The 24,916-nt window shown below is 48.6% G+C and carries 24 protein-coding genes; 15 read left to right on the top strand and 9 right to left on the bottom strand.

The features are described 5' to 3' along the window. Nucleotides 1-14: 14 nt before the first annotated feature. The gene (locus MMG03_RS05060) at nucleotides 15-1,409 is read right to left on the bottom strand and encodes a hypothetical protein (RefSeq protein WP_249505781.1); all 1,395 of its coding nucleotides are present in this window, start codon (nucleotides 1,407-1,409) and stop codon (nucleotides 15-17) included. Nucleotides 1,410-1,701: 292 nt separating this feature from the next. Here MMG03_RS05060 and MMG03_RS05055 point away from each other — a divergent pair, with 292 nt between their 5' ends. The 8 genes from MMG03_RS05055 (at nucleotide 1,702) to MMG03_RS05020 (ending at nucleotide 10,207) form a co-directional block, all read left to right on the top strand. After that, nucleotides 1,702-2,136, top strand: a complete 435-nt coding sequence (locus MMG03_RS05055) for a metal-dependent transcriptional regulator (RefSeq protein WP_073235490.1) — start codon at nucleotides 1,702-1,704, stop codon at nucleotides 2,134-2,136. After that, nucleotides 2,133-2,417, top strand: a complete 285-nt coding sequence (locus MMG03_RS05050; RefSeq protein ID WP_073283939.1) for a FeoA family protein — start codon at nucleotides 2,133-2,135, stop codon at nucleotides 2,415-2,417. Before MMG03_RS05055 ends, MMG03_RS05050 begins: the two co-directional genes overlap by 4 nt. A 37-nt stretch (nucleotides 2,418-2,454) precedes the next feature. Beyond that, nucleotides 2,455-5,289 carry a ferrous iron transport protein B gene (gene feoB / locus MMG03_RS05045; protein WP_249505780.1) on the top strand — a complete coding sequence of 945 codons (2,835 nt, stop codon included), beginning with the start codon at nucleotides 2,455-2,457 and terminating at the stop codon, nucleotides 5,287-5,289. A 184-nt stretch (nucleotides 5,290-5,473) separates the two neighbouring features. Then, nucleotides 5,474-6,613 carry a hypothetical protein gene (locus MMG03_RS05040; protein ID WP_249505779.1) on the top strand — a complete coding sequence of 380 codons (1,140 nt, stop codon included), beginning with the start codon at nucleotides 5,474-5,476 and terminating at the stop codon, nucleotides 6,611-6,613. A 127-nt stretch (nucleotides 6,614-6,740) separates the two neighbouring features. After that, on the top strand, nucleotides 6,741-7,301 hold the full coding sequence (locus MMG03_RS05035; RefSeq protein ID WP_073157315.1) for a DUF3793 family protein: 561 nt from the start codon (nucleotides 6,741-6,743) through the stop codon (nucleotides 7,299-7,301). A gap of 25 nt (nucleotides 7,302-7,326) precedes the next feature. Then, on the top strand, nucleotides 7,327-7,755 hold the full coding sequence (locus tag MMG03_RS05030) for a flavodoxin (RefSeq protein WP_073235495.1): 429 nt from the start codon (nucleotides 7,327-7,329) through the stop codon (nucleotides 7,753-7,755). 86 nt (nucleotides 7,756-7,841) lie between these two features. Next, a complete protein-coding gene (locus tag MMG03_RS05025) occupies nucleotides 7,842-8,069 on the top strand; it encodes a DUF1490 domain-containing protein (RefSeq protein WP_073157310.1) in 228 nt (75 codons plus the stop codon). Between the two features lie 35 nt (nucleotides 8,070-8,104). Next, on the top strand, nucleotides 8,105-10,207 hold the full coding sequence (locus MMG03_RS05020; RefSeq protein WP_249505778.1) for a heavy metal translocating P-type ATPase: 2,103 nt from the start codon (nucleotides 8,105-8,107) through the stop codon (nucleotides 10,205-10,207). Here MMG03_RS05020 and MMG03_RS05015 read toward each other — a convergent pair. Continuing rightward, on the bottom strand, nucleotides 10,204-10,809 hold the full coding sequence (locus MMG03_RS05015; RefSeq protein ID WP_073235501.1) for an HD-GYP domain-containing protein: 606 nt from the start codon (nucleotides 10,807-10,809) through the stop codon (nucleotides 10,204-10,206). The two genes, MMG03_RS05020 and MMG03_RS05015, sit on opposite strands and share 4 nt — an antisense overlap. A gap of 121 nt (nucleotides 10,810-10,930) precedes the next feature. On the opposite strand from MMG03_RS05015, the gene MMG03_RS05010 reads away from it, so the two are divergent. Then, on the top strand, nucleotides 10,931-11,182 hold the full coding sequence (locus MMG03_RS05010) for a hypothetical protein (protein WP_073235504.1): 252 nt from the start codon (nucleotides 10,931-10,933) through the stop codon (nucleotides 11,180-11,182). 134 nt (nucleotides 11,183-11,316) lie between these two features. On the opposite strand, the gene MMG03_RS05005 is transcribed toward MMG03_RS05010, so the two are convergent. The 3 genes from MMG03_RS05005 to ispD form a co-directional block, all read right to left on the bottom strand. Next, nucleotides 11,317-13,602, bottom strand: coding sequence for an SUMF1/EgtB/PvdO family nonheme iron enzyme (locus MMG03_RS05005; RefSeq protein ID WP_073235507.1), 2,286 nt, complete (start codon nucleotides 13,600-13,602; stop codon nucleotides 11,317-11,319). A 12-nt stretch (nucleotides 13,603-13,614) separates the two neighbouring features. Next, on the bottom strand, nucleotides 13,615-14,997 hold the full coding sequence (locus MMG03_RS05000; RefSeq protein ID WP_112132701.1) for a hypothetical protein: 1,383 nt from the start codon (nucleotides 14,995-14,997) through the stop codon (nucleotides 13,615-13,617). A gap of 87 nt (nucleotides 14,998-15,084) precedes the next feature. Next, a complete protein-coding gene (gene ispD, locus MMG03_RS04995) occupies nucleotides 15,085-15,804 on the bottom strand; it encodes a 2-C-methyl-D-erythritol 4-phosphate cytidylyltransferase (RefSeq protein ID WP_249505777.1) in 720 nt (239 codons plus the stop codon). Nucleotides 15,805-16,072: 268 nt separating this feature from the next. Between ispD and MMG03_RS04990 the strand changes: the two genes are divergently transcribed. Together MMG03_RS04990 and MMG03_RS04985 are read left to right on the top strand one after the other, a co-directional pair. Further along, nucleotides 16,073-16,357 carry a type II toxin-antitoxin system RelB/DinJ family antitoxin gene (locus MMG03_RS04990; RefSeq protein ID WP_073157293.1) on the top strand — a complete coding sequence of 95 codons (285 nt, stop codon included), beginning with the start codon at nucleotides 16,073-16,075 and terminating at the stop codon, nucleotides 16,355-16,357. Beyond that, nucleotides 16,338-16,598, top strand: coding sequence for a Txe/YoeB family addiction module toxin (locus tag MMG03_RS04985; protein WP_073157425.1), 261 nt, complete (start codon nucleotides 16,338-16,340; stop codon nucleotides 16,596-16,598). Before MMG03_RS04990 ends, MMG03_RS04985 begins: the two co-directional genes overlap by 20 nt. Before the next feature lie 88 nt (nucleotides 16,599-16,686). Here MMG03_RS04985 and MMG03_RS04980 read toward each other — a convergent pair whose 3' ends face one another. Further along, nucleotides 16,687-18,129: a sodium:alanine symporter family protein gene (locus MMG03_RS04980; RefSeq protein WP_249505775.1), complete on the bottom strand. Its 1,443-nt coding sequence runs from the start codon at nucleotides 18,127-18,129 to the stop codon at nucleotides 16,687-16,689. A 310-nt stretch (nucleotides 18,130-18,439) separates the two neighbouring features. On the opposite strand from MMG03_RS04980, the gene gltX reads away from it, so the two are divergent. The 4 genes from gltX (at nucleotide 18,440) to queA (ending at nucleotide 23,336) form a co-directional block, all read left to right on the top strand. Next, complete coding sequence (gltX, locus tag MMG03_RS04975) at nucleotides 18,440-19,912, top strand: glutamate--tRNA ligase (protein ID WP_249505774.1); 1,473 nt, start codon at nucleotides 18,440-18,442, stop codon at nucleotides 19,910-19,912. A gap of 139 nt (nucleotides 19,913-20,051) precedes the next feature. Further along, nucleotides 20,052-21,296, top strand: a complete 1,245-nt coding sequence (locus tag MMG03_RS04970; RefSeq protein WP_249505773.1) for a BON domain-containing protein — start codon at nucleotides 20,052-20,054, stop codon at nucleotides 21,294-21,296. 13 nt (nucleotides 21,297-21,309) lie between these two features. Continuing rightward, nucleotides 21,310-22,290, top strand: coding sequence for a WYL domain-containing protein (locus tag MMG03_RS04965; RefSeq protein WP_073157281.1), 981 nt, complete (start codon nucleotides 21,310-21,312; stop codon nucleotides 22,288-22,290). 2 nt (nucleotides 22,291-22,292) lie between these two features. Further along, nucleotides 22,293-23,336: a tRNA preQ1(34) S-adenosylmethionine ribosyltransferase-isomerase QueA gene (gene queA / locus MMG03_RS04960; protein ID WP_073283904.1), complete on the top strand. Its 1,044-nt coding sequence runs from the start codon at nucleotides 22,293-22,295 to the stop codon at nucleotides 23,334-23,336. An 80-nt stretch (nucleotides 23,337-23,416) separates the two neighbouring features. Here queA and MMG03_RS04955 read toward each other — a convergent pair whose 3' ends face one another. The 3 genes from MMG03_RS04955 to MMG03_RS04950 form a co-directional block, all read right to left on the bottom strand. Next, nucleotides 23,417-23,782 carry a hypothetical protein gene (locus tag MMG03_RS04955; RefSeq protein WP_073157275.1) on the bottom strand — a complete coding sequence of 122 codons (366 nt, stop codon included), beginning with the start codon at nucleotides 23,780-23,782 and terminating at the stop codon, nucleotides 23,417-23,419. Between the two features lie 27 nt (nucleotides 23,783-23,809). Next, a complete protein-coding gene (locus MMG03_RS15825; protein WP_254917571.1) occupies nucleotides 23,810-23,941 on the bottom strand; it encodes a hypothetical protein in 132 nt (43 codons plus the stop codon). A gap of 192 nt (nucleotides 23,942-24,133) precedes the next feature. Further along, a complete protein-coding gene (locus tag MMG03_RS04950) occupies nucleotides 24,134-24,892 on the bottom strand; it encodes a nitrilase-related carbon-nitrogen hydrolase (protein WP_249505772.1) in 759 nt (252 codons plus the stop codon). Between the last annotated feature and the right edge of the window lie 24 nt (nucleotides 24,893-24,916).

Raw genomic sequence — 24,916 nt, 5'->3', positions numbered from 1 at the left:
CTTTCTTCTCCGTCCTAAAAAAGCAGCGTTACGCCTACGCCTACGAGGCCAGCGGCGGCTATGCCAAAACCGACGGCGCGCATGTTCTGGGCGCTCTTGATCTTATCGCAACGGTCGTCGTACTCAGATCGGGTAGACGCTTCCTTTTCGCTTTCTTTTTTGGCCTTGTTGTTGAATACGGCGGCCATGACTCCGCCTCCAATCATCACCACGCCTGCAACGGCTGTAGGAATCCAGGATTTCTTGGAACCGCTGTTGTTCTGTGCGGCGTCTTTGGCGGCGTTCTTGGCGGCGTTCTTGGCGGCTTCATCTTCTTGCTCGTTGACATCTGCAGTGTCCGCTACAGAAACAATCAATGCCGTGGTATCAAGAGAAGCCAACTTCTTTACCACGGGGGCGGGCTTGGATGTGTTGCCAGTGACTACATTGGCGGCAATCTGGCCCTTGACCTTTGCTCGTTTAATTTCTTTTTGATTTCCCCATATCCAGCGTCCCATCAAATCTTTTTCTTGATAGGCAGCTGTAAATTCCACACGTCCCCTAAAATTCTGCAATTTCGCTTGAGTACCCAGAGGCTGCTCCACCTTCTGGTCGCGAAGGTTTACCACGAAGTGAGCGTAATCCATGCCGGAGGGAAGGGCTGCCACGTCAAACAGTTGGGCTCCGCTCAAGAAATAGGCTCCAGAAACGGGTTTGCTTAAATCCTGGTAAATGTCTAGCTTTTCGGAATTCAGGATAATCTTGATGTTGACGTTATTTTTTTCAAGGGAGTCGTTAACGGCATTGACTCGATCGACAAACAAGGGGGCAAATTCATCGCCGGCCTTTCTAATCACCACGTCGCCACATTTTTCCATCCAGCGTTCCACTAGAGCTTTCTGCTGCTTCAGTCGGCTGGGGTCAAAATACAGGGTGAAGTCGTAGGTCGCGTCAAAGGCCCCTGCAAGATCAAGGGGTTCCAGGTCCACTTTGCCGTCCAGTTTTAGCAATCGCTCCCTGGGAACGAGAATGCCGCCAAGTGCAGAAGCGCAAACCTGGATCTGCTCGGTTCGCTCGGCCAGGGTGTTGCCCATTTTGACGGAATTCAGGCGCACCTCGCCGGTCACTTCCATATACATATCTTCGAATTCGGGAAGGTCCACCGAGTAGAAGTGACTACATTCGTCGTCCAGAACGTCGTTGATGGAAATCATGGAACAACGGTTGTTCATTTCTGCGATTTTACTGGCTCGATTCAGCAAATCATCCACTTGAGGGTTGCTTTCGCCCAGCTCTGTCTTAAGGTTTTCCAGGTTCTGCTGGAGGTTTTCCAGTTCGGCCGGGTCCTTAACGAAAATGGATGTGGTCTGGCTAGCAAAAGAGGCTGCTGCCAGTATGACCATAAGTTTTGCAATGTTCAAAAAGTTCATATCCTAGAAACCGCCAAGCCCAGGCGGCTTTAACTAAAAACCGTCTGCTTGTTTGTGTGAATGTAATAAAATAATACGAACACATTTTAGATACTGGGGGGACGTAGGGTGTGTAAAAGTCTGATTTTTAACGAAAGTTAGTTAAAGTTAATTTTTTATCAAGTTTAGTCTTGACTAATTAGCCTCGGTTAACTAAATTTAGTCTTGCCTAATTCAATTAGGCTTGTCTAAATATGGCTAGCGCGCAAATAAAGCCGTATTTAAGCAAGGTTCGAACTAAAAAGAGGTAACAATGGAAAACGAACACATTAAGCTCAGCCAGAGCTTGGAAGATTACCTGGAAATGGTGCACATGCTGCGCCTTGCCCATGGTATCGCTCGCGTAAAAGATATCGCCGCTGCTCTGCAGGTAAAAATGCCCTCCGTGGCAAAGGCCATTCTGGAATTGAAGAAGCTTGGCTTGGTCACCCAGGAACCCTATAGCGGCATTGAGTTGACTGAAGCTGGCCGCATGGCTGCCAACGATGTGCTGAATCGCCATATCCTCCTGAAAGGTTTTTTAATTCGTCTCGGTGTCTCTGAAGCTATTGCTGATAAGGACGCTTGCTGTATGGAACATATCCTGTCGGCAGAGACTCTGTCTAAAATTGAAGACTTCATGAAGCCTTCGGAAACTGTAATCACAACTGTAAAGAAGTTGAAGGTTGCAAAGGGTAACAAAAAATGAGCTGTAATTGCGGCTGTGGCTGCGACGGAAAAACGAAAAAGTGGAACGTCGAGCCGAAATTCTCTGAACTTAAGAAAGGCGACAAGGTGGAAATTGTTGGCTACAACGAAGGCGATGCCCGTTATAAGTCCAAGCTCCTTTCCATGGGCCTTGTCCGCGGCGTCACTTTGGAAGTGATGCAGATTGCTCCTCTGGGGGATCCCATTGAAGTGAGTGTCTTGAACTACCGCCTTTCCCTCCGTAGGGAAGAAGGCAATGTGTTGAACCTGAAGAGAATCTAATACCCGATCCGCGGGATTCTAAAGAAAAGAGAATATCATGTCACCAAAACCGTTTACAATCGCTATTGCAGGTAACCCGAACTGCGGTAAGACTGCTTTATTTAATGCCTTGACTGGCTCGCGCCAAAGCGTAGGCAACTGGCCTGGCGTCACTGTAGAAAAGAAGGAAGGCTTCTTCGACCTGGGCGCTCGCCACATCCGTGTGGTGGACCTTCCGGGTACTTACGCCATTTTCGCAAACTCCGAGGACGAACGCGCCGCTGTCGATTTCCTCCTCACTCGCGAAGCCGATTTGATTGTAAACATCGTCGATGCCACGAACATTGAACGTAACATGTTCCTGACCACCCAGCTGGTGGATATGCAGCAGCCTATGGTCATCGCCGTGAACATGATGGATATCGCTGAACAGCGCGGTCTCCATATTGATCTTGAAGCACTCTCCAAGCGTTTCGGGGTTCCCGCCATTCCTCTTTCTGCGGTGAACGAAAAGAGCATTACCAATTTCATTAGCCAGATGGCCCATGTTATCTCTAGCCCTATTGCCATCCCTGCTGGTCTCACCTATGGTGACAAGGTGGAGAATGTGGTGAAGGAATTGGAATCTCTGGTCGCTCCGGTGGCAAAGCTCTTGGATGCTGAATCCCGCTGGGTTGCCCTTATGTACTTGGGTAACAGTAACAGCTATGCAGACAAGTTTGCTGCTGCCGGTGTTGCCTTGAACAGGGATGAAGTTACTGCAAAGCTTGGCGAAGAATCTGAATTCGTCATGGCCGATGCCCGCTACAGCATGGCCCACGAAATCGCCGGTACGGTAATCGTTGGTGATCGCGCCAAGAAAACGCATTCTGATAAGTTGGATGCAATCCTTTTGAATCGTTGGCTTTCTCTTCCCATCTTCCTTTTGGTGATGTACCTGGTGTTCTGGGTGGCCGTGACCATCGGTAGCGCCTTTATTGATTTCTTTGATATTTCTTTCGGTGCCATTTTTGTGGATGGCCTGGGCTATTTGCTTAGCGATGTGATTGGTGCTCCTGCCTGGATTTCTGCAGTTCTTGCCGATGGTGTTGGCGCTGGTATTCAGACTGTGTCTACCTTTATTCCGGTGATCTTCTTCATGTTCCTCTGCCTTACCTTCCTGGAAGACTCTGGTTACATGGCTCGCGCCGCCTTCGTGGCAGACCGCTTTATGAGATTCCTGGGCCTCCCTGGTCGTGCATTTGTCCCTATGATGGTGGGCTTCGGTTGCGGCGTTCCGGGTATTATGGGTTCTCGCGTTCTTGAAAGCAAGCGTGAACGCTTCCTCACCATATTCCTTGTGCCTTTCATGAGCTGTGGCGCCCGCTTGCCGGTGTACGCTCTGTTCGCTGCAGCCTTCTTTGGAAAGCAGGCTGGAACCATCGTGTTCCTGCTTTACCTGGTGGGTATTGTGTTCGCCATCATTTACGGTCTGTTCCTGAAGAAATCCTTGTTCATGGGTCAGTCCAGCAATTTCGTGATGGAACTTCCTAACTATCATTTGCCGAAGATCAAGTCCTTGCTGATTCATTCCTGGCTCAAGCTGAAGGACTACGTGCTTCGCGCCGGTAAGGTGATTACTGTTGCCGTGGCTATTCTCGGCTTCCTCAATGCCTTTGGCTATGTGGATGGCAAGTTTACCGCCGGTAACGCAGATTCCGAAAACAGTTTGCTTTCTTCTGTGGGTAAGACCATTACCCCTGTGTTTGAACCCTTTGGTGTCGAAGAAGATAACTGGCCGGCCTCCGTTTCCCTCTTTACCGGACTCTTGGCTAAGGAAGCTGTCATCGGCACCATGAACTCTCTGTACTCCATGGCTCCGAAGAGTGAAGCGGTGGAAGGCCCTCAGGCTGAACCCGCTGCACCTTCTGAAGCCGCAGAAATTGTCGCTGAGGAAGCCCCGGCTGTTGAAACCGCCCCGGCACCAGAAGGAGAAAGTGTGGCTGTTACCGACAGCACTGCTGCTTCTGCTGACTCCAACGTCATTCTGAGCGAAACCGCATCCCGTGTCATTCCGAGCGACTCTCCTAGCGTCATTCTGAGCGACTCTCCTAGCGTCATTCTGAGCGCAAGCGAAGAATCCAGTGCGGAACCTGCCGAAACCGCCGCAGTTGCAGAACCTCCCGCCGAAGAAGAAAAGCCTCTCATCGCAGGTGTTGACGAATGCCCTGCAGAAGAAGAGGAAGATGGTGCTCCTGATCTCAAGGCTGCATTCATTGAAGCAGTTTCTTCTATCCCTGCAAACCTCAGCGAAGTCTTTGGCTCTCTTACGGACATCCTGGGAACCTCTGGCGAACTTGAAGCCCAAAGCGCTGCAGAACTGAAGAAGGAAACCTTGGATAAGATCCAGGAAGCCAAGGTCTTGACCTGCGAAGAATATGCCGCTATCGAAACCTTCGGCGAAGAAGAAGGTGACGAAAAGACTCGCGAAGCTGTATTTGCAAAGCTTGCTGCTGCCGGTATTGAACTTGATGAAGATGCTATGGGCGCTCTTGAAGAAGGCGACCTCAGCGAAACTGCCGATATCTACGCCAACCTTCGCTCCTACTTCCATAACGGCGGTCATGACGGGTTCAACTGGCAGGTGTTTGCCTTCCTGGTATTCATCCTGCTGTATGTGCCTTGCTTGGCGGCCATGGGCGTGGTGGTTCGTGAAATCGGCCTGGGTCTTGGCGTGCTGATGGCGACTGTTCAGACGATCCTTGCTTGGGCCATTGCCGTACTTCTCTACCAGATTCCTGTGGGCGGAAGCACCGGCTGGATTGTCACGGCAGTGATTGTCCTCATTGGTACTGGAATCTTCCTGAAGCTCTTCGGTATCAAGGCAAACAAGCAAAAGCGTTTTGAAGACTAGCGAAAAAGAATCGAGAATCGCTATTAAATCAAAAACGTAAATCGGGGCCGTTGGAACGTGTCTCCTCCAACGGCCCTAATTTACAAACCTTTAGTTAGCTTAAACTAATAAAGTTAAATAAATCTAAAAAAGACGGTTCCCTAAAACCGCCGCTACCAAGAATGTTCAAAAAATAGGAGTAATAATGAAATCTCGTTTAGCATTTGGCCTTATGGCTGTTTCCCTCGCCGCAGTTTCCGCCCACGCCGAAGAGCGATCGACTGTCATCCCGAGCGAAGTCGAGGGATCCAAGGGCCCTGAAGTCGCAATTTCTGGCGAAGTCGAGTTCGATGCCTACACCGGCGATCTTTTTAGCGATGGTCCAAAGTCCCATAACTATGCCTCTACTTTTGATTTTAATGTGGGTGTGAAGTTTAATGACCAGTGGTCTGCAGAGGTGCAGTTGGAAGCGGATGGCGAATCTACTGATCCTGCCGCTATTTACAATGGCGCATTCGTTCAGTACACCAAGAGCGAAAATTTTGTGGTCAAGGCCGGTGACTTGACTTTTTCTGAGGGAGCTTTCCTGAACTACTACGGCTACGACGATCCTGCCGACAATGCCGCTGGTATGGCTGAACACGATATTCGAGGAGTTGAAGTTGACTTTAATGGTTTTGTTTTTGGCCTCGGCTTTGGTCGCGGTGACAACGACAATCAAGTTTGCGCTGAAGAAGATGGTGAGGAAACGTGCGTAGGCGTCGCCTATGACGCTCACTTGGCTTATGAATTGGGCTTAGGTGAACACACTTTGCGCCCCTATGTGGATTACAAGTCCTATCAGGAACCGAAACACAATGAACTCCACGCTGGTGTGGATGCCAACCTGAAATTTGGCGGCTTCGGATTCCACGCCGTGTATGGTCTCCATGTGGATGCCCTTGGTGAAGATGAACCGGGTGCAACTCATGCCTTCCTGGTGGAACCCTCTTTTGAAGTGGGTGGCTTTAACATCAAGGCAACCGCATTCTACGCTCTCTTTGACGAAGATGCTCCCATCGATCACGGTGAAGAAATCCCGGAATACTTCTTTGCCTATGTGGAACCCAGCCTGAATTTGGTGGGCGCTCTTACCTTGGGAATCCCGCTGGAATTCCACAGCAACACCTTGGATAGCGATGAGGATTTGGGTTCCTTTGCTGCTGGCCTCCGTCTTTACTTTGCCCCTGTAGAAGGTCTTGAAATTACCGGCTTCGGTATGCTGAATAAGCCCCTGGGTGATGACTATGGCGACAATGACGACATTAGCTTGCAGCTTGGTGTGGAAACCGTCTTCGCCTTTTAAGAAAATGCCATAAAACCTCCGCCAGCTCGAAGTTATGTTACCTCATTGAGCTGGAGGGTTTCCCGCCCCGGTAAATGCCGCGGGCGGGATATATTTGACAAAAATTTGAAGTTAGACTAATCTAATTATGGCTAGAATGTTTGATTCATGTCTCGTTCGGCAATGTGCGCCTACACTAGCTGGCGTAAAGGTGGGGAATTTATTCTGCCTTGAAATTGCCGACGGCCTTCTGTTATGCAATCTTCTTTCCCGCTGGAATAAGGTTTTGAATCCTAAAGGCGTTTTTGTCAAGGTTGTTGCAGAGAAAAGAGGCTGTTATTACATCTATGTCTATAGGGATTGTGCGCTTAGATCTCTTACCTGTTCTTGTGAAATCCAGAATTTCCTGAAAAGATTCGGGTATGCGAAATTCGATGTGGATTCCTTGCTAAAATCGTTTCGAAAGCGCATGATGAAATCTGTTTGTTTTCCCCATGAAGTAGGGGTTTTTCTGGGATATCCCTTGGATGATGTGCGGGATTTTATCGCCAACGGAGGCAGAAATTACAAGCAAATAGGCTGTTGGAAGGTTTATAACGACGTTCAAAATTCCATGCATATTTTTGAGGTCTTTAAAAAATGCAAGGAGATTCTTTGGACTCGATTTGAACAGGGTGCTTCCTTGGAACGCTTGACTGTCGCAAGTTGATTTACTAAAAAAAAGGAAAAATAAAATGAGTAAAATTGCAGTTGTTTATTGGTCCGGAACCGGAAATACCGAAATGATGGCGAAGGAAATTGCTGCTGGCGCACAAGGTGTCGGCGGAGACGTTTCAATTTTTCATACCACCGAGTTTTCTGCAGATTCTGCAGCGGTGTTTGAAAAGTTTGCTCTAGGTTGCCCTGCCATGGGTGCCGAAGAATTGGAAGACAGCGAATTTCAGCCTCTTTATGAAAAGATGAAACCTGCTCTTGCTGGCAAGAAGGTGGCTCTTTTCGGTTCATACGGCTGGGGCGGCGGCGAATATATGACTCCCTGGAAAGAGGATGCAGTTGCCGCGGGCTTGAACCTTGTGGATGAACCCTTGGCTGTTGAAAATGCTCCCGATGACGACGCAAAGGCTAAGTGTCAGGAACTGGGCAAGGCTTTAGCTTTGGCTTAAAATAAAAGTTAGCTGGTCTAACAAAGTTAAATTGGCTAACAAAATTAGAGTGTCTAACTTAGTTAAAAATTAACAAGGAGTAACCTATGTCTATCTTCAAAAATGAAAAGTTCTGGTTGGTGGTTGCTGGTGCTGTTGGCTCCGCTATTACCAAGAAAGTGCTCAAGGCAAAGAAAACTCGTGAACTTGCTGTAACTGGCCTTGCTCACGGCATGAAGTTCTCTGCCGATGCCAAGGCTGCCTTCCAGGATATGAAAGACGAAGCTAACGACATTTGCAACGACGCCAAGTCCGAAGCAGGCTTGGACAAGTAATTTTTCTTGTCAAGTCATCTTGTGTAGGTAAGTTTATGAAATTCAGAATCGCATACGATCGGCCGGGGCGTATCCGTTTTCGCTGTGGTCCTTACGCCTTTGAACCTAAGTTTGAAGGCCGTATCCATAAGGCTTGCGTGGGGATTCCTTGCGTAAAGTCTGCGGTAATCCATAGTGCCAATGGAAGCCTTTTGCTGAACTATGGCAGCGATGAATCTGCAGAAATAACTGCTGAAAATCGCCAGATGATTCTGGATTTTGTAACTGCCTTAAAACCGAGGGAATTGCCCGAAGTGGATCCGGATACGGATTACCAGTTGCAATCCCTGGATGACAATTTCCAGAACAGCCTGTGCAAAATGATAGCTCGCCGCTATCTGATGCGCTGGTTTGTTCCTTTGCCGATTCGAACGGCCATAACGGTTTTCCGCGGCCTCAAATATGTGGCTAAGGGATTATCCACTCTTGCAGAAGGTAAGTTGACCGTCGAAGTTCTGGATGGTGCCGCCATTGGAGCCTCCATGCTCCAGAAAAATTATGAGTCCGCAGGTACGGTTATGTTCCTGCTAGGGGTTTCTGGCTTATTGGAAGATTACACCAAGGCTCGCACCCGCACAGCGCTTACGGGCAGCCTTGCTGTAAAAGTGGACAAAGTCTGGGTGGTTAAAAATGGCGTGGACACCTTAGTTGACTTGAAGGACGTGGTGCCGGGTGACTTGGTGAGAATCCGCGATGGTGCCATGATTCCTGTGGACGGTACCGTTGTAGAAGGGGAAGCCTTTGTCAACGAATCTACCATGACCGGCGAGTCCAAGGCGGTGCTGAAGAACGAAGGTAAGACTGTTTTTGCTGGCACCATTTTGGACGAAGGCTCCTTTGTGGTAAAGGTCCGTGCCGTTAATGGAAATACAAAAATCCAGAAGATTATTGAACTTATTGACCATAGCGAAGATTTGAAGGCGGGCATCCAGAGCCGTGCGGAACATCTGGCTGATAGCATTGTTCCCTTCAGCTTCCTTGGTTTTGGGCTGACATTGCTGTTTACCCGGAACATAACCAAGGCTGTTTCCATCTTGATGGTGGATTATTCCTGCGCCATTAAACTTTCTACCCCGATTTCTGTGATTTCTGCATTGCGCGAGGCGGCGGATATGAACATGACCGTAAAGGGCGGCAAGTATCTTGAGGAATTTGCCTTGGCAGATACTGTCGTTTTCGATAAGACGGGAACTTTGACCAAGGCAGAACCGAAGCTTCAGAAGATTATTGCCTTTGGTGGTCGTTCCGAAGAAGAAATTTTAAAGATAGCTGCCTGCATCGAGGAACATTTCCCTCACAGCATGGCCCGCGCTATTGTAAATGGTGCCGCGGAACGTGGCATCGATCATGCCGAAGAGCATGCGGATGTAAAGTACATTGTGGCTCATGGTATTGCCACAACCCTTAGAGGTGAGAGGGCTGTCATCGGTAGCAGGCATTTCGTAATCGAGGATGAAAAGGTTCTCGTGACGGAACAACAGCAGGCGACCATCGAAGAAGTGGGCGGTGCCGCATCCGTCATCTACTTGGGTATTGGCGGCAAGTTGGCTGGTGTCTTGTGCATTAGCGACCCTCCGCGAGAAGAGGCTGCCGTCGCTATCAAACGCCTGCGAGAAACGGGCATCAAGAATGTGGTCATGATCACCGGCGACAGCCAGAAGGCTGCGGAACGTACCGCTGAAATCCTGGGAATAGACACGTTCTACGCACAAGTTTTGCCCGAAGACAAACACAATTACGTGGAACGGATGAAAGCAGAAGGCAAACACGTCATTATGGTGGGGGATGGCATTAACGATGCTCCCGCCTTGGCTGCCGCAAACGTTTCTGTAGCCATGAGCGATGCTTCCGACATTGCCCGAGAAACTGCGGACGTAACTCTCCGAGGAGAAAATCTGGAAGACTTGGCTGAGCTTCGCGTTCTGAGCCAAAAGCTGATGGATCGAATCCAATCCAACTATAAGTTCATCGTCGCCTTTAATACGGGTTTGCTTGCGGGTGGATTCTTCGGATTCCTTTCTCCCACCACGTCGGCATTTTTGCATAATGCGTCCACTATGGCTATTTGTGCCAAGAGCATGACTAAAATTGGAACTTAACTCTGCATGGCGCAGACGGCAGTGCCCGATTTAATTAAATCATCCCAATTTTCCAAAGCGACTTTAACCACGTCGGGATCGTACATGATTCCGGCGTTCTTTTTTATTTCTTCCTTACAGATGGAAACGTCCATTCCCTTGCGATACGGACGGTCTGAAATCATGGCGTCGATGGAATCGGCGATTGCGATAATTCTTGAACCCAGGGGAATGTTTGCTCCGGACAGTCCATCGGGATAACCTTTACCGTCCCAGCGTTCGTGGTGTCCGCGTACAATGATAGCTACGTTCTCAAATAGCTTTGCCTTCCGTAAAATTTCGTAACCTTGCAAAGAATGGGATTTCATGATTTCCCATTCTTCATCATTCAATCGTCCTGCTTTTAAAAGAACGTCGTCGCGTATGCCAATTTTCCCAACGTCATGCAAGTGTGCCGAAATATGGAATAGTTCTTCCTGATCGCCGGTGATGCCTAAAAACCTGCAAAGGGCTTCCACCATTTCCGCTACGCGGGAGGAATGGAAACTGGTGTAGGAATCTCTTGCTTCCAGGGCGGAAACGACGCACAAGATTAAGTCATGGTATTGAGATAAGGCTGACATTTATCCTCCTACTTACTCAAATAAAGTTAGATAAATCTAACAAAAATGTAAATGGGTTTGAGACGAAAAATGAAGAATAAAAATTATAGTGAAACCTTAATCTTTTACATATTATCAAACGATGGAATCACCCATAGCCGCATTGTTTGTTGCGTTGTTGCTGCTTTGTGCGCAGTTCTATGTTTTTTGTCTAACGGAAAATTTCGCCGATCAGCAGAAGAAACTTCGTGAAAATATTGCTGCAAAAATCACCGCCATGAATAATGGAGAAACCGGCGAAGTTGCAGTTTCAAAAAACACATCCTGGAAGGAACTGATTGGGGTGGCTGGCGGCCTTGTGGTGTTCCTTGCGGGATTGTTTATGCTGTCGTAGTGCTGATTGGCAGAGGAATCTTCTTGAAACTCTTCGGCATGAAGGCTAACAAGGAAAAGCGATTCGAGGATTAAAGTCCTCGTGTCATCCTGAGCGAAGCGCAAGCGGAGTCGAAGGATCTAGCGGATTTTTATTTATTTAGCGTCTTGTACGCAACGGACGTTGGCGTAACCGCTTTGATTAGAATCATTCGAAAGATACATATCACCATTGGTTGGAATTTGCTGGGGGCGGAATTCAGCAAATCCTCCTTCGGCTGTCCAGAAACCTAATTTGTATTTTATTGAATTGTTGGAGACACAGTATCCGTAGTTGTTGATAGGCTCATCCCCAAACAGGAAGTGGTATGTGTTTGTTGCGTCGTTTCCCCAATGGTCGAAAGTGGATAGTAAATTTTCCCATTCTGTTTTTGTTGGCAGTCTCCACGTTCCATTTGCATCAGAAAGTTTATTGCAATACGTTTTAGCGCCCTCGTAAGAGTAAAGGGTAGGATCATTTGCATTTTTAATGTCCTTTATTTCGCAGACGTCATAAGCCGTACTACCTGAAAAATCTGGCCAAGTCCGGTCATGCAACTGCCAATTTAACAAATCGACTCTTGCAAATTGAGCTTCTGTTAACGAGGCTTTTTGAGGGTTGGATGTTGTCTTCTTTGCTGTTGTAATTCGGCGGATGTGGACCGCACTTTTATTGCTATTGGTAGACGGGGATACTTGCAATATTGCTGTATTGGATGCGATGGCGGGGCCGTTGGGGCTAAAGTCATTCCACATCCATGTTTTCCTTTTGGTTTCTCCATTTGTTTTGGGAAGAGTTGCTTTTGAAGCAACTCCATTTCGTAAATTGCCGTAACTTGCTGTATTTATACTCAAATAAATGTCTTCTGAAGCTTCGTAATCTACGCAGAGTCCTTCCCAGCTTGTAATGTCAAATGTGGAATCGGATGTATAGGTTGAGGAAAGTGTATACAGGTAAGAACTTATTTCTCCTTCGGGGATGGTGAATTCGTTACTGGAGACTACGCTACTATTGTTTGGTATAAAACTTTCACTAAAATTGTTATTGCTATTATTTTCGTCAAACACAATATCTCCAGTACAGGGCCCATTATCGAATGCGATGCTGCTGCTAGATTCTGCAACAGAAGAAGAACTGCCTGGGTCAACCTTTGCGATGGTTGTAATTCTTGAGATGGTTACTTTTTTGGTAGTGTTTATCCCGAATGAAAAAGAATCGAACTTATTGAAGGATACTCTACCTCTACCATTGATGGAAATCTTTCTGGATGTTGTGTCTGCCCAACTGATTTCCTTGAAGTGATCGTTTGCAGGTAGATTGATTTGCTCTATGTTATCTAGCAAATCGGCAAGGTAAAGTGGTATATCTTCGTTAGACGAGTATTCTAAACAAAGACCTTCCCATGAAGAAACGTCGTGAAGATCGTTTCCGCTCAAAGCGAAGATTGCATAATTTTGCTCAGTATTGCTTGAAAGTTCAATGCCTTGTCCATTTTCCGGTAACTTCGTGGTAGTTGCATTTGGTAAGAACTGTAAATTGAGCCCAAGTTTTCCCGGGTTCTTGTAATCATAAATTACGGTGCCCTTACAGGGCTCGAAAGCGCTGCTAGATTCTGCAACAGAAGAAGAACTGCCTGGGTCAACCTTTGCGATGGTCGTAATCCTGGAAATGACCATGTTTATTTCATCGGAGAAGTCAAAAAAGAACTTTCTAAAATCATTGAATGAAATATTTTCTTTATATGCAGGGTCGTCCCATTTGATTTCTTTGAAATTGTCGTTTGCAGATAGATTGACCTTTTCTGTTTTTTTGCTGTCGCCAAGATAAAGAGAAACGTCTTTGTCCGTTGTATATTCTATGCAAATGCCTTCCCATGATGAAACGTCGTAACTTCCGTTCCATCGGAAGCCTGCGTAATCTTTTTCTTCTAAGCTTGAAAAAACAATTCCACGTTCGTTTTCTGGCAAAGTTGAGGAATAACTTGACCTAAAAAACTGCAAATCAAACCCTAGTTTTCCTTGCACTTTGTAATCATAAATAACGGTTCCGCCCTTGCAAAGGTTCTCTTGGTCTGCGACGCTGCTGGAACTATTCTTGCTGTCGGAAGATTCTGCATCGCCGTTGTCCTTGCTGGAAGAACTGAGTTCGCTTTCGCCACCGTTGGAAGAACTGAGTTTGCTGTCGCTGCTGCCGTCGTCGTCACCATTGCCGCCGTCGCTGGATATTTCAGCGAATGCGTTGCCGTTGTCATACTTGTCCTGGAAGTCTTCCAGGTAGTCGGTGCAGGCTACAAGTGCGACGAGGGAGGCGGCAAGGACTGGATTCTTCGCTTTGCTCAGAATGACGCGGGCGAGGTTACTCAGGATGACACGGGAGGGATTGTTCAGATTGTTCATTTTCATATCATCCTCTCCTTAGAAAAACAGTGTGACGCCTACGCCAACAAGGCCTGCGGCGGCAATTCCCAAACCTACGGCGCGCAACGTCTGTGCGTTTTCAATCTTATCACAACGGTCGTCGTATTCTTTACGGGTAAGCGTTTTCTTTTCGCTTTCCTTCTTGGCCTTGCTGTTGAAGACTGCGGCCATTACACCACCGCCAATCATGACAGCCCCTGCGATAGCGGGCGGAATCCAGGACTTCTTGCTTCCCTTGTCCTGTGCGGAAGCGTCCTTGGCAGCATCGTTGGCGGCAACATCCTTTGGTGTTTCCTGGACTGCGGAATCTGCTACAGAAGTGATGAGTGCAGTTGTGTCAATGGAAGCCAACTTCTTGACGACTGGTGCAGGTTTTGAGGAATCACCCATAACAACTTCAGAGGAAATATCTCCCTTCGCCTTGGCGCGTCGAATGTCCTTCTGGCTTCCCCAAATCCAGCGGCCCACCAGGTCCTTTTCCTGGTAGGCGGCAGTGAATTCCACACGGCCTCTAAAGTTCTGCATTTTGCCGTCGGTTCCCAGGGGCAGGTTCACTTTCTTGTCTACTGCACTGACGATGATGTGCGAGAAGTTTCTGCCGGAGGGTAGGGATTCAACATTAAAGATCTGCGCTCCGTTTAGAAAGTAGGAACCCGCAACCGGTCTGTTCATATCCAGATAAAAATCCAGGTATTCAGGTTCCAGCACGATCTTCATGTTGGCTTTGTTCTTTTCTAGAGAGTCATTTATTACTTTGATTCGATCGACGAATAGGGGTGCGAATTCATCGTGTGCTTGACGGACTACGACTTCGCTGCACTTTTCCACCCAGCGTTCCAGCAGGTTTTGCTGCACCTTCATGCGCTCTGCATCAAAGTATAGGTTGAAATCATAGGTCGCGTCAAAGGCCCCTTCTAGATTCAAAGGTTCCAATGCGATCTCGCCATCCATGCGTAACATCTTTTCCTTGGAAACGAGAATTCCGCCCAGGGCGTTTGCGCAGACCTGAATCTGTTCGGTGCGCTCTGCCAGGGTGTTTCCAACCTTAACGGCGTTCAAGCTTAATTCACCAGTCAGTTCCATGTACTGGGCTTCGAATTCGGGCAGGTCCACGGAATAGAAATGTCCGCATTCCTCGTCCAGCACGTCGTTGATGGAAATCATGGAACAGCGGTTGTTCATTTCTGCAATCTTGGATGCTCGGGTCAACAGCTCGTCAATTTGAGGATTGCTTTCGCCTAAATCGGTCTTGATGTTTTCCAAGTTCTGCTGAAGGCTTTCTAATTCGGCAGGGTCTTTCACGAAAATGGATACGGTTTGGCTGGCTATGGAAAATGCTGCCAATGCACCGATAAATGCCGCGACTCTTAAAATGTTCATATCCTAATTCACCAACAAGGTTGAGTTTCCCAAAACTCCAATATACTGAATTACCAATGTAATAAAATGATATGAGAATCCTGTTTGTTACTTCAGCTTTGCAGCGAAGATTTCGAAGTCTTCGGGGGTGGTCAGCTTGTCGTTGGCTGCGGCACCCTTAACGATATAGACCGGCTCTCCAAAGAATTCCAGGATGCTGGCTTCGTCTGTAGGAATAAAGTTCAACGGCTCTGCAGCGATACGCTTGTACAGCGACTTAAGAACGTCGATGCGGGCTGCCTGGGGGGTCTGTGCCATCCAGACGGTATTGCGGTCGATGGTCTTTTCAACGCGGCCGTCTGCTGCGATCTTGATGGTATCTACAGCGGGTTTTGCCACAAGGCATGCCCCCTTGGTTACCAAGGTGTTGCAAACGTCAAGAATGATCTCCTTGCTAATAAAGGGACGGGCTACGTCGTGAACGAGAACGTATTCCGCAGAACTGGTCAGGGCATTGACACCGTTTTCCACGGACTGCCAACGTTCTGCACCGCCTACAACAATTTTCAACTTGGCGCTCATTTCTGGAGTGAGGCTGGAGTTGCTCGTGTCTGCGGCCGGCCCGAAAAGTTCATCTTCGAAATGGCTCTTCCAATCAACGGGAACTGCCATGACGACTTCGGCAATTTCGTCCATCTGCAAGAAAGTCTCAAGGCAATAACGGTAAACAGGCTTGCCGCCCAAAAGCATCAGCTGCTTGGGAATGTTTCCGCCCATGCGCTTGCCCAGGCCACCGGCCGGGAGAACCACTGCAAATTTCTTGTCCATGTGACCGCCTATGAAAGGAGATTGGTAATTGTGCGCTTCAAATTAGTTTTTTTACAATCATTTTACGCAAGAATGTGAAACATTTTTCCCTTTAAAAACGTGTATAGAAAATAGCAGGAACACTTTCTTGCTTCAGGCCATAACAAGGCTTGATTTGCGAAACATAACGTGAAAAAGGAAAAGGATGGCTGAAATATCGGTAAAATGTTGTGGTGGCTTGCAAAATGCAAGCGAATGTATTACATTGTCGGAAAATGGAGGTTTAATTATGGCCCTTTCTACAATTTCCGCAAGAATCGAAACCAAGGACAAGGAACGTTTCGACAAGTTCTGCGAAAAGGTGGGGCTGTCTACGTCCTCTGCCCTCAACTTGTTCGTCAAGGCGGTTCTCAGGGAGAATCGCATCCCTTTCGAAATTTCCCTTCCGGATCCCTTCTATAGCGAAAGCAATATGAAGTTCTTGGAAGAAGGCGCTGCGGCCATTAAGGCTGGGAAGGGGGTTGTTCATGAACTGATTGAAGTTGGGGGGGATGATGAAGAAGAACTGGTTTGATAAAGCCTGGGAGGATTATCTCTACTGGCAGTCCCAAGACAAGAAAACCCTGAAACGAATCAATCAACTCCTTAAGGATGTTGAACGAAGTGCCGAAGATGGAATCGGCAAACCGGAGCCTTTGAAAGGTAAACTATCCGGTTTCTGGAGTCGTCGAATCGATGATGTGAATCGCTTGGTGTACCGAGTTAATGGAGACGTCATCGACGTGATTTCCTGTAAGGGACACTACGAGGATTAACTGACAGTAAAAAAAAAACAGATGGTTCGTCGCCATCTGTTCTTTTTAATTCTAGCGCTTGGTTTCTGCGCTATTGAATCATTGATTTTTATTCGCCCACCTTGCCGTCGTGCAAGCGATCCAGGAAGTCCCTGGTTTCGAGAGCTACGATGCCGCTCAGCAGAATCAAGGCAATCAAGTTGGGGAATGCCATGAGGCCGTTGAAAATGTCAGCGCAAGTCCAAACGGCGCTTACGGTGAGGTAGGGGCCGATAAAGATGGCTGCAACGTAAATCCAGCGGTAGGCGAGGATTGCCTTTTTCTTCTTGCCGCCGATCAGGTACTGCAGGCACTTTTCAGAATAGTAGGCCCAACCCAGAATGGTGGTGAATGCGAAGAACACCAGAGCGATTGCCAGGAAGTAAGGAGCGATGGTTGCGCCACCGGGGAAGAATGCGAGACCGCGGGAGAATGCTTCCATGGTGATGTTCACGCCTTCCAGGCCAAGCTTCGGATCCCAAGCGCCAGAAACCACAATGGCAAGGCCGGTCATGGTACAAATGATGATTGTGTCGAAGAAAGTACCGGTCATGCAGACCAGACCCTGACGTACAGGTTCGTTGGTCTTTGCGGCGGCCGCTGCGATAGGTGCGGAACCGAGACCAGCTTCGTTACTGAAGATACCGCGGGCGATACCTTTCTGCATGGCGATGAAGATGGTGCCCACCACACCGCCGGTCACAGCGCTGGGGTTGAAGGCTGCGCGGACGATGGTCTGGACCGCTTCGGGAATAGCAGCGAAGTTCATCATGAGCAAGAGCATGCAAGCGAGAATGTAGAGGATTGCCATGACAGGAACGATATAGGTAGAAACCTTGGCAATGCGCTTCAGACCGCCGATAATCACGAAGGCGGAGAATGCGGTAACCAGCACGCCTGCGATGGCGGTGGTGATGCTGACGGAGTTGCCGCCAATATTCACGAATTCAGCAGCGTTGGGAGTGAGGCGAGCCATGGCGCTGGTAATGCCGTTCACCTGGGTGATGGTGCCGATGCCCATGACGCCTGCACAGACACCGAAGATGGCGAAGAGCACTGCCAGCCACTTCATGTTCCAGCCGAAACGTTCCTTGATGCCTGTTTCGATGTAGTAGAAAGGACCGCCCAGAACCTTGCCGTCCTTGTCCATCTTGCGGTATTTCACGGCGAGAACACCTTCTGCATACTTGGTTGCCATACCGAAGAAGGCTGCCATTTCCATCCAGAAGAGAGCGCCCGGGCCGCCGGTACCGATAGCGGTTGCCACACCCACGATGTTACCTGTACCGATGGTGGCAGCAAGAGCGGTGCAAAGTGCGCCGAAGCTAGAGACTTCGCCCTGGCCGCCCTTTTCGTTGTGGAGCATGTAACGCAGAGTGTTGGGGAGGTTTACCACCTGCAGGCAGCCCAAGCGGACTGTAAGAAGAAGGCCTACAAACAAGATGACGACAATGAGGGGTACACCCCAGACATAGCCATCGATGGTATCAAGAAAAGCGGTTAAAGCTTCCATATCGATCCTTTGGCTACGCGGATTTGCCAAAAGACAAATTCGCTATGAATAAATTGCAGGTGAAATGTAGAAACATATGAGTCAATTTGTTGATGCTCAATGGGAAACGTGATGGAATTGGGAAAAATATTCGCTAAAATTGTCTGCTCGTGGATTGGTTTTACATTTTATGTAGGTGCTTTGTTAGCCTCGTGGGAGACTGCGAGGAAATCTTGTTTTTTTGAAATTGCTAAATTTTGACATAGAAAATTTTAAACTATGGAGCTGTGACAAGATCTCTTGCGCGGCTGCCCTAAAAAAGGAATACAATATGTGCGATTGCTGCAATAACAAGCGTCCCGTCCGTGTACGTTTTGCCCCCAGCCCCACCGGTTACCTCCACGTTGGCGGTGCCCGTACTGCTATCTACAACTACTTCTTTGCAAAGGCCATGGGCGGCGTGTTCTACCTCCGTATCGAAGATACCGACCGTAAGCGTTATAACGAAACTGCACTGCACGACTTGATGCGCGACCTGAAGTGGCTTGGCCTCCAGTGGGACGAAGGTCCGGGTTGCGAAAAGGATTGCGGTCCTTACTTCCAGAGCGAACGTCTGCACATCTATAACGAACAGATCAAGAAGCTCCTTGACTCCGGCGACGCCTACTACTGCTTCTGCACCGAAGAACGCCTCCAGGAAGTCCGTGCCGAACAGGAAAAGGCCGGCGTCTCCGTGACCGGTTATGACCGCCACTGCCGTAACATTCCTCGTGAAGAAGCCGAGGCCCGCATTGCTGCCGGCGAAAAGGCTGTGATCCGCTTCAAGGTTCCCGAAACTGGCGTTACCGAATTCGACGACATGATCCGCGGCCACATCTCTTACCAGAATGAACTGCTGGACGACCTGGTTCTCATCAAGCGCGACGGTTACCCCACTTATCATTTCGCAAGTGTTTGCGATGACCACCTGATGGGTACTTCCCACGTTCTCCGCGGTGACGAATGGATTTCTTCTACTCCCAAGCACGAACTTTTGTACAAGGCTTTCGGCTGGGAACCTCCTGTATGGTGCCACCTGCCGGTGATTCTCGACAAGAACGGCGGTAAGCTTTCCAAGCGTAAGGGTGCTGCCTCCGTGGGTGACTTCCGCGACCTGGGCTACCTGCCCGAAACTCTCGTGAACTACCTGGCTCTCCTGGGCTGGAATCCGGGTGACGACCGCGAAGTCATGACCATCAAGGAAATGATCGACTGCTTCACCCTGGAACGCATCAACCCCAAGCCCGCAAGCTTCGATGAAAAGAAGCTGCAGTGGATGAACGGCCAGCACATTCATATGTGCGACGACGCCATGCTCCTCGGCATTATGAAGGAAGGTCTGGCTGCCAAGGGCTTCGACCTGAGCGCCGAACCTGAAGCACGTCTCCTGGAAATTGTGAAGAACCTGAAGCCCCGCGCACACTTCGTGCAGGATCTGGCTGACATGTCCACCTACTTCTTCAAGGCTCCGGAATCCTACGACGAAAAGGGCGCCAAGAAGCACTTTGGGGTCGGCTCCAAGGAACTTTGCCAGCAGGTCCGCGACATGCTGGCTTCCATCGAAGATTTCAAGACCCCGGTCATCGAAAAGGAATTCTACGCTCTCGCAGAACGCATCGGCCACAAGGTGGGCGAACTGGTGGGCGCTCCCCGCTTGGCAGTTTCTGGCGTTACCGCTGGTCCTGGCCTGTGGGAACTTTTCGAACTCCTGGGTAAGGAAGAAACCCTCCGCCGTATCGACGTAGCTTTGCCGCTCATGGGGTAAATTCAATAGGTCGGCGCAAAGCGCCTTTGAGGTGTGAGGTCGCCCCTTTCGGGGCTCTGAGGTTTCAAGGTACCTCATACCTCTAGGAGCGAAGCTCCGACCTCATACCTGACCGCCTCCTACTTTCTAGTAATAATCAATGCGTGTTCAGTTTCCTCATAAGTTGTACAGTCAGAGGCTATTCTGTTGCCGTTGCCAGAAGGTAACGGACCACGATATTTTTGCCCAGGAAAACTATACCACTTATGGGGGCTTGGACCCTCATATTCCTGTGCTGTGCTGCTGTACCCGCTGCACGGCCCTTTTTGTTGCCTTTTCTAACGAATTTTGTTTTTGCCGAAAGGAACACATCAATTCCGACTACGCCAAGATTTTCGGGCATAACCGTGTGGCTCCGGGTAACTGGCTCTACTTCAAGAAGAGTCTTAAGCCTGGTCTTGTAAAAAGTGTCTTCCAGGGCCCCGAAAAAGATATCATGGTTCTGGATTATGGTAGCGGTCCCGAAAAAAAGGTAGAATGCCCCAAGGTGACAATCCAGAAAGAAGAGTCTACGGATGGTTACCGGTTGCTGCCGGCACAAAGTGCCCATACGCTTCTTGGAGATCTGGTCTACCATACCATTCGCGACCAGTTCGGCGTTGCCGTGGGCATGGTGAACGATGGCGAAAAAGACAAGCTGGCTGTTTTGTTAAAAGACAAAACCCTGTTGTTCATTACCTTGCCGTTGCAGGCTCAGAATGCGCCTAACGATAAACTTACCCAGGCGGTGTTGGGCAAGGTAAAACAGGTGTTCCCGCAGGATGCTTCCAAGGTTTCCATTGAAGTGGGGCAGGGTGTGGTTTACCTTAAGGGAATGGTTCGCAACCTTTCCATTAAACGTGCCATGAAGGCTTGCATTAACGGCCTCCCTAAGGTGCGTGGTTGTGTTGACTTTACCCGAATCCAGACGGACTCCTACATCACGGATACTCAAATTGAACGTGCGGTTATCGCCTTGCTGGAATCACCCAATGTCCACCTGTTCAATTATGATGTAAAGGTCCTATTCGGCCATGTAGAAGTTTCCGCCTATTGCAACGAAAAATATTACTCCAGGGATCTGGAAAATAAGGTGGCTGAAATTTCTGGTGTGTTGGCGCTTCATTGTGCCATTTCCGTGATTCCTGCCGATCAAGTTGAAAATGAAATGCTGTGCAAGGAACTGGAAACGGATCTGGCCTTGCATTCCATTATGCAGGGGGCTGTGGTAAAGGTTTCCTGCGTGAACAAAAAATTCCTGCTGGAAGGTCATGTGCGTTCTGTTATTCAAAAACAGGCTGCGTTCCTGTCTGTGGTAAAGAAGGCAAAGACCGCTTCCATTGAAAACCGTTTAAAACTTCTGTAACTGGAGAAATCCTATGGCAAGTGGTTACGAAAAAATCAATAATATCAAGGGCTTCCTAAAAAGTAAGGTCACTGTAAAACAGCTTGCCTCTTTGTTGAATTGCGGCCCTCGTACGGTATTCCGTCATCTGGATGTCGTTGCCAAGGAAAACTGCGGACTCCGTAAGTTTAAGGAAAATGGCGAAACTTATTATGTTATTCAAACTGACAAGGAGATGAACTTCAACCAGGAAGTGGTTCGTCAACTTGAAAAGGTCAAGAAGAGCCTTTCTGTCGCTAACGCGGCCGACTTGAAGACTATCAAACTGCTGGAAAAGGTGATTGATTCCATGCAGACCACCGATCCCGAAGACTTCAAACCCGATGCCATTTCTACGGACCCGGACTACATTCTGGATTACGGTCCTTTCTGCGATAATAAATTGCAGGATTCCATGGTGAACAAGGTGCTGAAAGCCATTCACGATGGTTCCATGATCCGCATAAATTACACTCACTCCGCCTCTTCTGAAAAACCAGAGACGAAGATAGTGAATCCTATCAAGGTCATTATGCGTATGGATACCCTGTATCTGATAGCCGCAGATGAAACTTATGAAGAAACTCAGGTGTTCAAGAATTTCATGTTCGAAAAAATTTCCAACGTGACGATTACGAATGTTCCCGCACCTAAGCTACCCTTCGATGCGAAGATCCATTATAAGTATGCTTTCGCCAAGTATACCGATTCTAAAATCACTCCTGAAGATGTTTCCCTGTTGGTCAAGACCAAGTGGCTTCAGACTCAGTTTGAACGTTCCCACTTCTTCCCGGAAGCAACCCGCCGTCTCGATAAGAATGGCAATATGGTTGTGGATGTAAAACTCCGCATCACCCCTGATTTTATTACTTGGCTCATGGGTGTTTCTACGGAAATCTCTATTCTTAAGCCGGAAACCCTCAAGAATAAGGTTCGTGAAAGTTTGCTGAAGGCTTTGGCCGAAATGGATGCGTAACCATGGAACATAATCTTTCTGACTACAGTTTTGAATTTCCTCCCGAACTGATTGCCAGCCGCACGGCGGGCAAGGGCAAGACTCGCATTTTGCATTGCCCTAAGGACGGTGGTGAACGTCATATCATGAAGGCTGCCGATATCGTAGATCTTTTCAGGGCCGGTGACTGCCTGGTGGTGAACAACACCAAGGTGATTCCTGCCCGCCTTTATGGAAAGACCATGCACGACGGCGAAGTAGAAACCTTGCTGGTGCAGGCCATGATTCCTGCCGAAGATGGTTCTGCCCGTTACGAGGCTCAGGTTCGCCCGGGTAAGGCTTTTAAGGTGGGCCGCGAATTGATAATCGCTGGCGTTAAGACCACTGTAGAATCTATCAACGAAGACGGTTCCCGTGTTCTGCGCTTTGCCGTAACGCCCGTTGAACTGGAAGCGGTGATGAATGCCCAGGGACACGTGCCCCTGCCGCCCTACATTAACCGCCCCGATGACGAAGAAGACAAGAAGGCTTACCAGACTATTTTTGCCAAGTATTCCGGTGCCGTTGCCGCTCCTACGGCAAGCCTCCACTTTAGCGAAGAGATGCTGCAGGCTCTAAAGGACAAGGGCGTCAAGGTCGCCGAAGTTACACTGCATGTGGGACCCGGTACCTTCCAGAATATTTCTGTAGAGGATTTCACTCAGCACAAGATGCACGGTGAACACTACGAACTTACAGAAGAAAATGCTCGCATCATTAACGAGGCAAAAGCCGCCGGTGGCCGCGTTGTTACCGTGGGTACCACAAGTACCCGCGTGGTAGAAACCATCGCCGACGACAACGGCGTTGTCCGTGCCCAGAGCGGTGTCACTCACGCGTTCTTCTATCCGGGTTATCGCTACAAGATCGTAGACGGCTTGCTTACCAATTTCCATTGGCCCAAGAGTTCCCTGATCTTGCTGGTGTCTGCTTTCTATGGCCGCGAAAACACTCTGGCCGCCTACAAGATGGCTGTAGAAAATCGCCTGAAGCTGTTCAGCTACGGCGACGGCATGCTGATCCTTTAGAATCCAAACGTCACCCTGTACGTCACCCTGAATTTATTTCAGGGTCTCAGGGTCTCTGTGCCTCGGGTCTCAGGGACTCCCTACTTGTCCTTGCGTTGCGGGAGCGTCCCGAAGTAACCTTGCTGCCTTAGGGCGGCAAGAACTTTCAGCTGATTTTCCTGAGTCTCGTTCAATATTTCGTCTAAAACAAACTGAGGAATTCTCTTCAGTGGCTTAAACTCGTTGGGAACGCCTGAGTAGTCGCTCAACTGCCAGGCCACCATCATCTTCTTCAGAAATTCGCTCCAGGGAAAATTGTCCTTGATAGACATATAGAACTGGGCTGGTTTCTTTCCGTCCTTGCCTTCTAAAAGCAGGGATCCGTCGCGAAAGCATGATAAAAGCACAGCCTGCCGTTCCTGATTTAGGGTGGCAGGCTGCGCGGGTATAACAAGGATTATTTTCATTTTTTGAAGCTAAATTGCCTTGGCTTTTTAGGCGGCGAGTTCGCGGCGAATTTGAGAATACTGGTAGCCAGAAATCGAGGTAATCTTGAGGACCAGTTCGCGGGTAACTCCTGCTTTAATCAACGCCTTGACATACTGCAACTTATTTTCGTTTGACATGATGCACCTCTCTCTCTTTTGACGTTGATATCCGTTTTACATGAAGAAAGATACAATTAATTTTTGACATTTGGCTGTCATCTACATCACATTTTCAAAGAAAAATTTTTCAAAAGATTCCGTAAGTTGTTGATGTTCAATGAGTTGCCAAAAATGACGTTGTTTTGATATTGTGATTTAAATCATTCCAATTTAGACTATTCCTTTCAGGACGGGAAATGCCTTGCGGTATTCCTCTTGCGGAGCCGATAAAATGGTCCCCTGGATCACTTTTTCTCCCATTTCTCCCTGGGCGATAACCTCGCCGGTGGGGGAGATAATCATGGAATTTCCGTATTGGTTTGCGGCGGCTACATAAACCTGATTTTCGATGGCGCGGGCTTTCAGTAGGGTGATCCAGTGTTCCTTGCGAATGACGGGCCAGGCTGCCTGAATGGTAATGAGTCTTGCCCCGGCTTTTACGGCGTCGCGGAACAGTTCCGGAAAACGCAGGTCGTAGCAGATGGCGGCGGCGACATTCCACTGGTTTATTTTGAATAAGCTAACGGAATCGCCAGGGATGAAATCCACTTCGGGGAAGAAGGGCTTTCGCTTGTTATAGTAGGCGGCTTCCTCTTTGCGACCGGGCAGATAAAGGCTAGAATGGTTTTGCATCAGGGGGGCGTTCTGACCTTTATTGGGAACTGTAGAAATTCCAGCGCCAAGGACTGCACATCCAGTTTCGTCGGCCAGTGTGCTCAAGAAGTTGGCGGTGAGTCCTGCATCTGCATGGCCGAAGTCTTCTGCATATTTGGCAGGCTCTTCGGGAATGTACCCTGTGGCGAACATTTCAGGGAGAATGATAAGGCCGTCCCTGGGATTGCATTCGTCTAATAGTTGACGGACTTTCCTGAAGTTTGCGGTTTTATCGTTTAAAACCGCTTCCATCTGTACTAAATAAATCTTGAGCATGGTATACCGAAATATAAAATTTCT

It is taken from the genome of Fibrobacter sp. HC4, assembly GCF_023373925.1.
Classification (GTDB): domain Bacteria; phylum Fibrobacterota; class Fibrobacteria; order Fibrobacterales; family Fibrobacteraceae; genus Fibrobacter.
This window is presented reverse-complemented; position numbering and strand designations above follow the sequence as displayed.

What these genes read in the sequence shown, in the direction of transcription:
- MMG03_RS05010 (WP_073235504.1), top strand. Translation starts at nt 10,931, where the DNA reads ATGGAATCACCCATAGCCGCATTGTTTGTTGCGTTGTTGCTGCTTTGT.
- MMG03_RS15825 (WP_254917571.1), bottom strand. Translation starts at nt 23,941, where the DNA reads ATGTCAAACGAAAATAAGTTGCAGTATGTCAAGGCGTTGATTAAAGCA.
- queA (WP_073283904.1), top strand. Translation starts at nt 22,293, where the DNA reads ATGGAACATAATCTTTCTGACTACAGTTTTGAATTTCCTCCCGAACTG.
- gltX (WP_249505774.1), top strand. Translation starts at nt 18,440, where the DNA reads ATGTGCGATTGCTGCAATAACAAGCGTCCCGTCCGTGTACGTTTTGCC.
- MMG03_RS04980 (WP_249505775.1), bottom strand. Translation starts at nt 18,129, where the DNA reads ATGGAAGCTTTAACCGCTTTTCTTGATACCATCGATGGCTATGTCTGG.
- MMG03_RS04955 (WP_073157275.1), bottom strand. Translation starts at nt 23,782, where the DNA reads ATGAAAATAATCCTTGTTATACCCGCGCAGCCTGCCACCCTAAATCAG.
- MMG03_RS05050 (WP_073283939.1), top strand. Translation starts at nt 2,133, where the DNA reads ATGAGCTGTAATTGCGGCTGTGGCTGCGACGGAAAAACGAAAAAGTGG.
- MMG03_RS05015 (WP_073235501.1), bottom strand. Translation starts at nt 10,809, where the DNA reads ATGTCAGCCTTATCTCAATACCATGACTTAATCTTGTGCGTCGTTTCC.
- MMG03_RS05035 (WP_073157315.1), top strand. Translation starts at nt 6,741, where the DNA reads ATGGCTAGAATGTTTGATTCATGTCTCGTTCGGCAATGTGCGCCTACA.
- MMG03_RS05030 (WP_073235495.1), top strand. Translation starts at nt 7,327, where the DNA reads ATGAGTAAAATTGCAGTTGTTTATTGGTCCGGAACCGGAAATACCGAA.
- MMG03_RS05040 (WP_249505779.1), top strand. Translation starts at nt 5,474, where the DNA reads ATGAAATCTCGTTTAGCATTTGGCCTTATGGCTGTTTCCCTCGCCGCA.
- MMG03_RS05000 (WP_112132701.1), bottom strand. Translation starts at nt 14,997, where the DNA reads ATGAACATTTTAAGAGTCGCGGCATTTATCGGTGCATTGGCAGCATTT.
- MMG03_RS05025 (WP_073157310.1), top strand. Translation starts at nt 7,842, where the DNA reads ATGTCTATCTTCAAAAATGAAAAGTTCTGGTTGGTGGTTGCTGGTGCT.
- MMG03_RS05020 (WP_249505778.1), top strand. Translation starts at nt 8,105, where the DNA reads ATGAAATTCAGAATCGCATACGATCGGCCGGGGCGTATCCGTTTTCGC.
- MMG03_RS05005 (WP_073235507.1), bottom strand. Translation starts at nt 13,602, where the DNA reads ATGAAAATGAACAATCTGAACAATCCCTCCCGTGTCATCCTGAGTAAC.
- MMG03_RS05055 (WP_073235490.1), top strand. Translation starts at nt 1,702, where the DNA reads ATGGAAAACGAACACATTAAGCTCAGCCAGAGCTTGGAAGATTACCTG.
- MMG03_RS04970 (WP_249505773.1), top strand. Translation starts at nt 20,052, where the DNA reads ATGCGTGTTCAGTTTCCTCATAAGTTGTACAGTCAGAGGCTATTCTGT.
- ispD (WP_249505777.1), bottom strand. Translation starts at nt 15,804, where the DNA reads ATGGACAAGAAATTTGCAGTGGTTCTCCCGGCCGGTGGCCTGGGCAAG.
- MMG03_RS04985 (WP_073157425.1), top strand. Translation starts at nt 16,338, where the DNA reads ATGAAGAAGAACTGGTTTGATAAAGCCTGGGAGGATTATCTCTACTGG.
- MMG03_RS04950 (WP_249505772.1), bottom strand. Translation starts at nt 24,892, where the DNA reads ATGCTCAAGATTTATTTAGTACAGATGGAAGCGGTTTTAAACGATAAA.
- feoB (WP_249505780.1), top strand. Translation starts at nt 2,455, where the DNA reads ATGTCACCAAAACCGTTTACAATCGCTATTGCAGGTAACCCGAACTGC.
- MMG03_RS04965 (WP_073157281.1), top strand. Translation starts at nt 21,310, where the DNA reads ATGGCAAGTGGTTACGAAAAAATCAATAATATCAAGGGCTTCCTAAAA.
- MMG03_RS05060 (WP_249505781.1), bottom strand. Translation starts at nt 1,409, where the DNA reads ATGAACTTTTTGAACATTGCAAAACTTATGGTCATACTGGCAGCAGCC.
- MMG03_RS04990 (WP_073157293.1), top strand. Translation starts at nt 16,073, where the DNA reads ATGGCCCTTTCTACAATTTCCGCAAGAATCGAAACCAAGGACAAGGAA.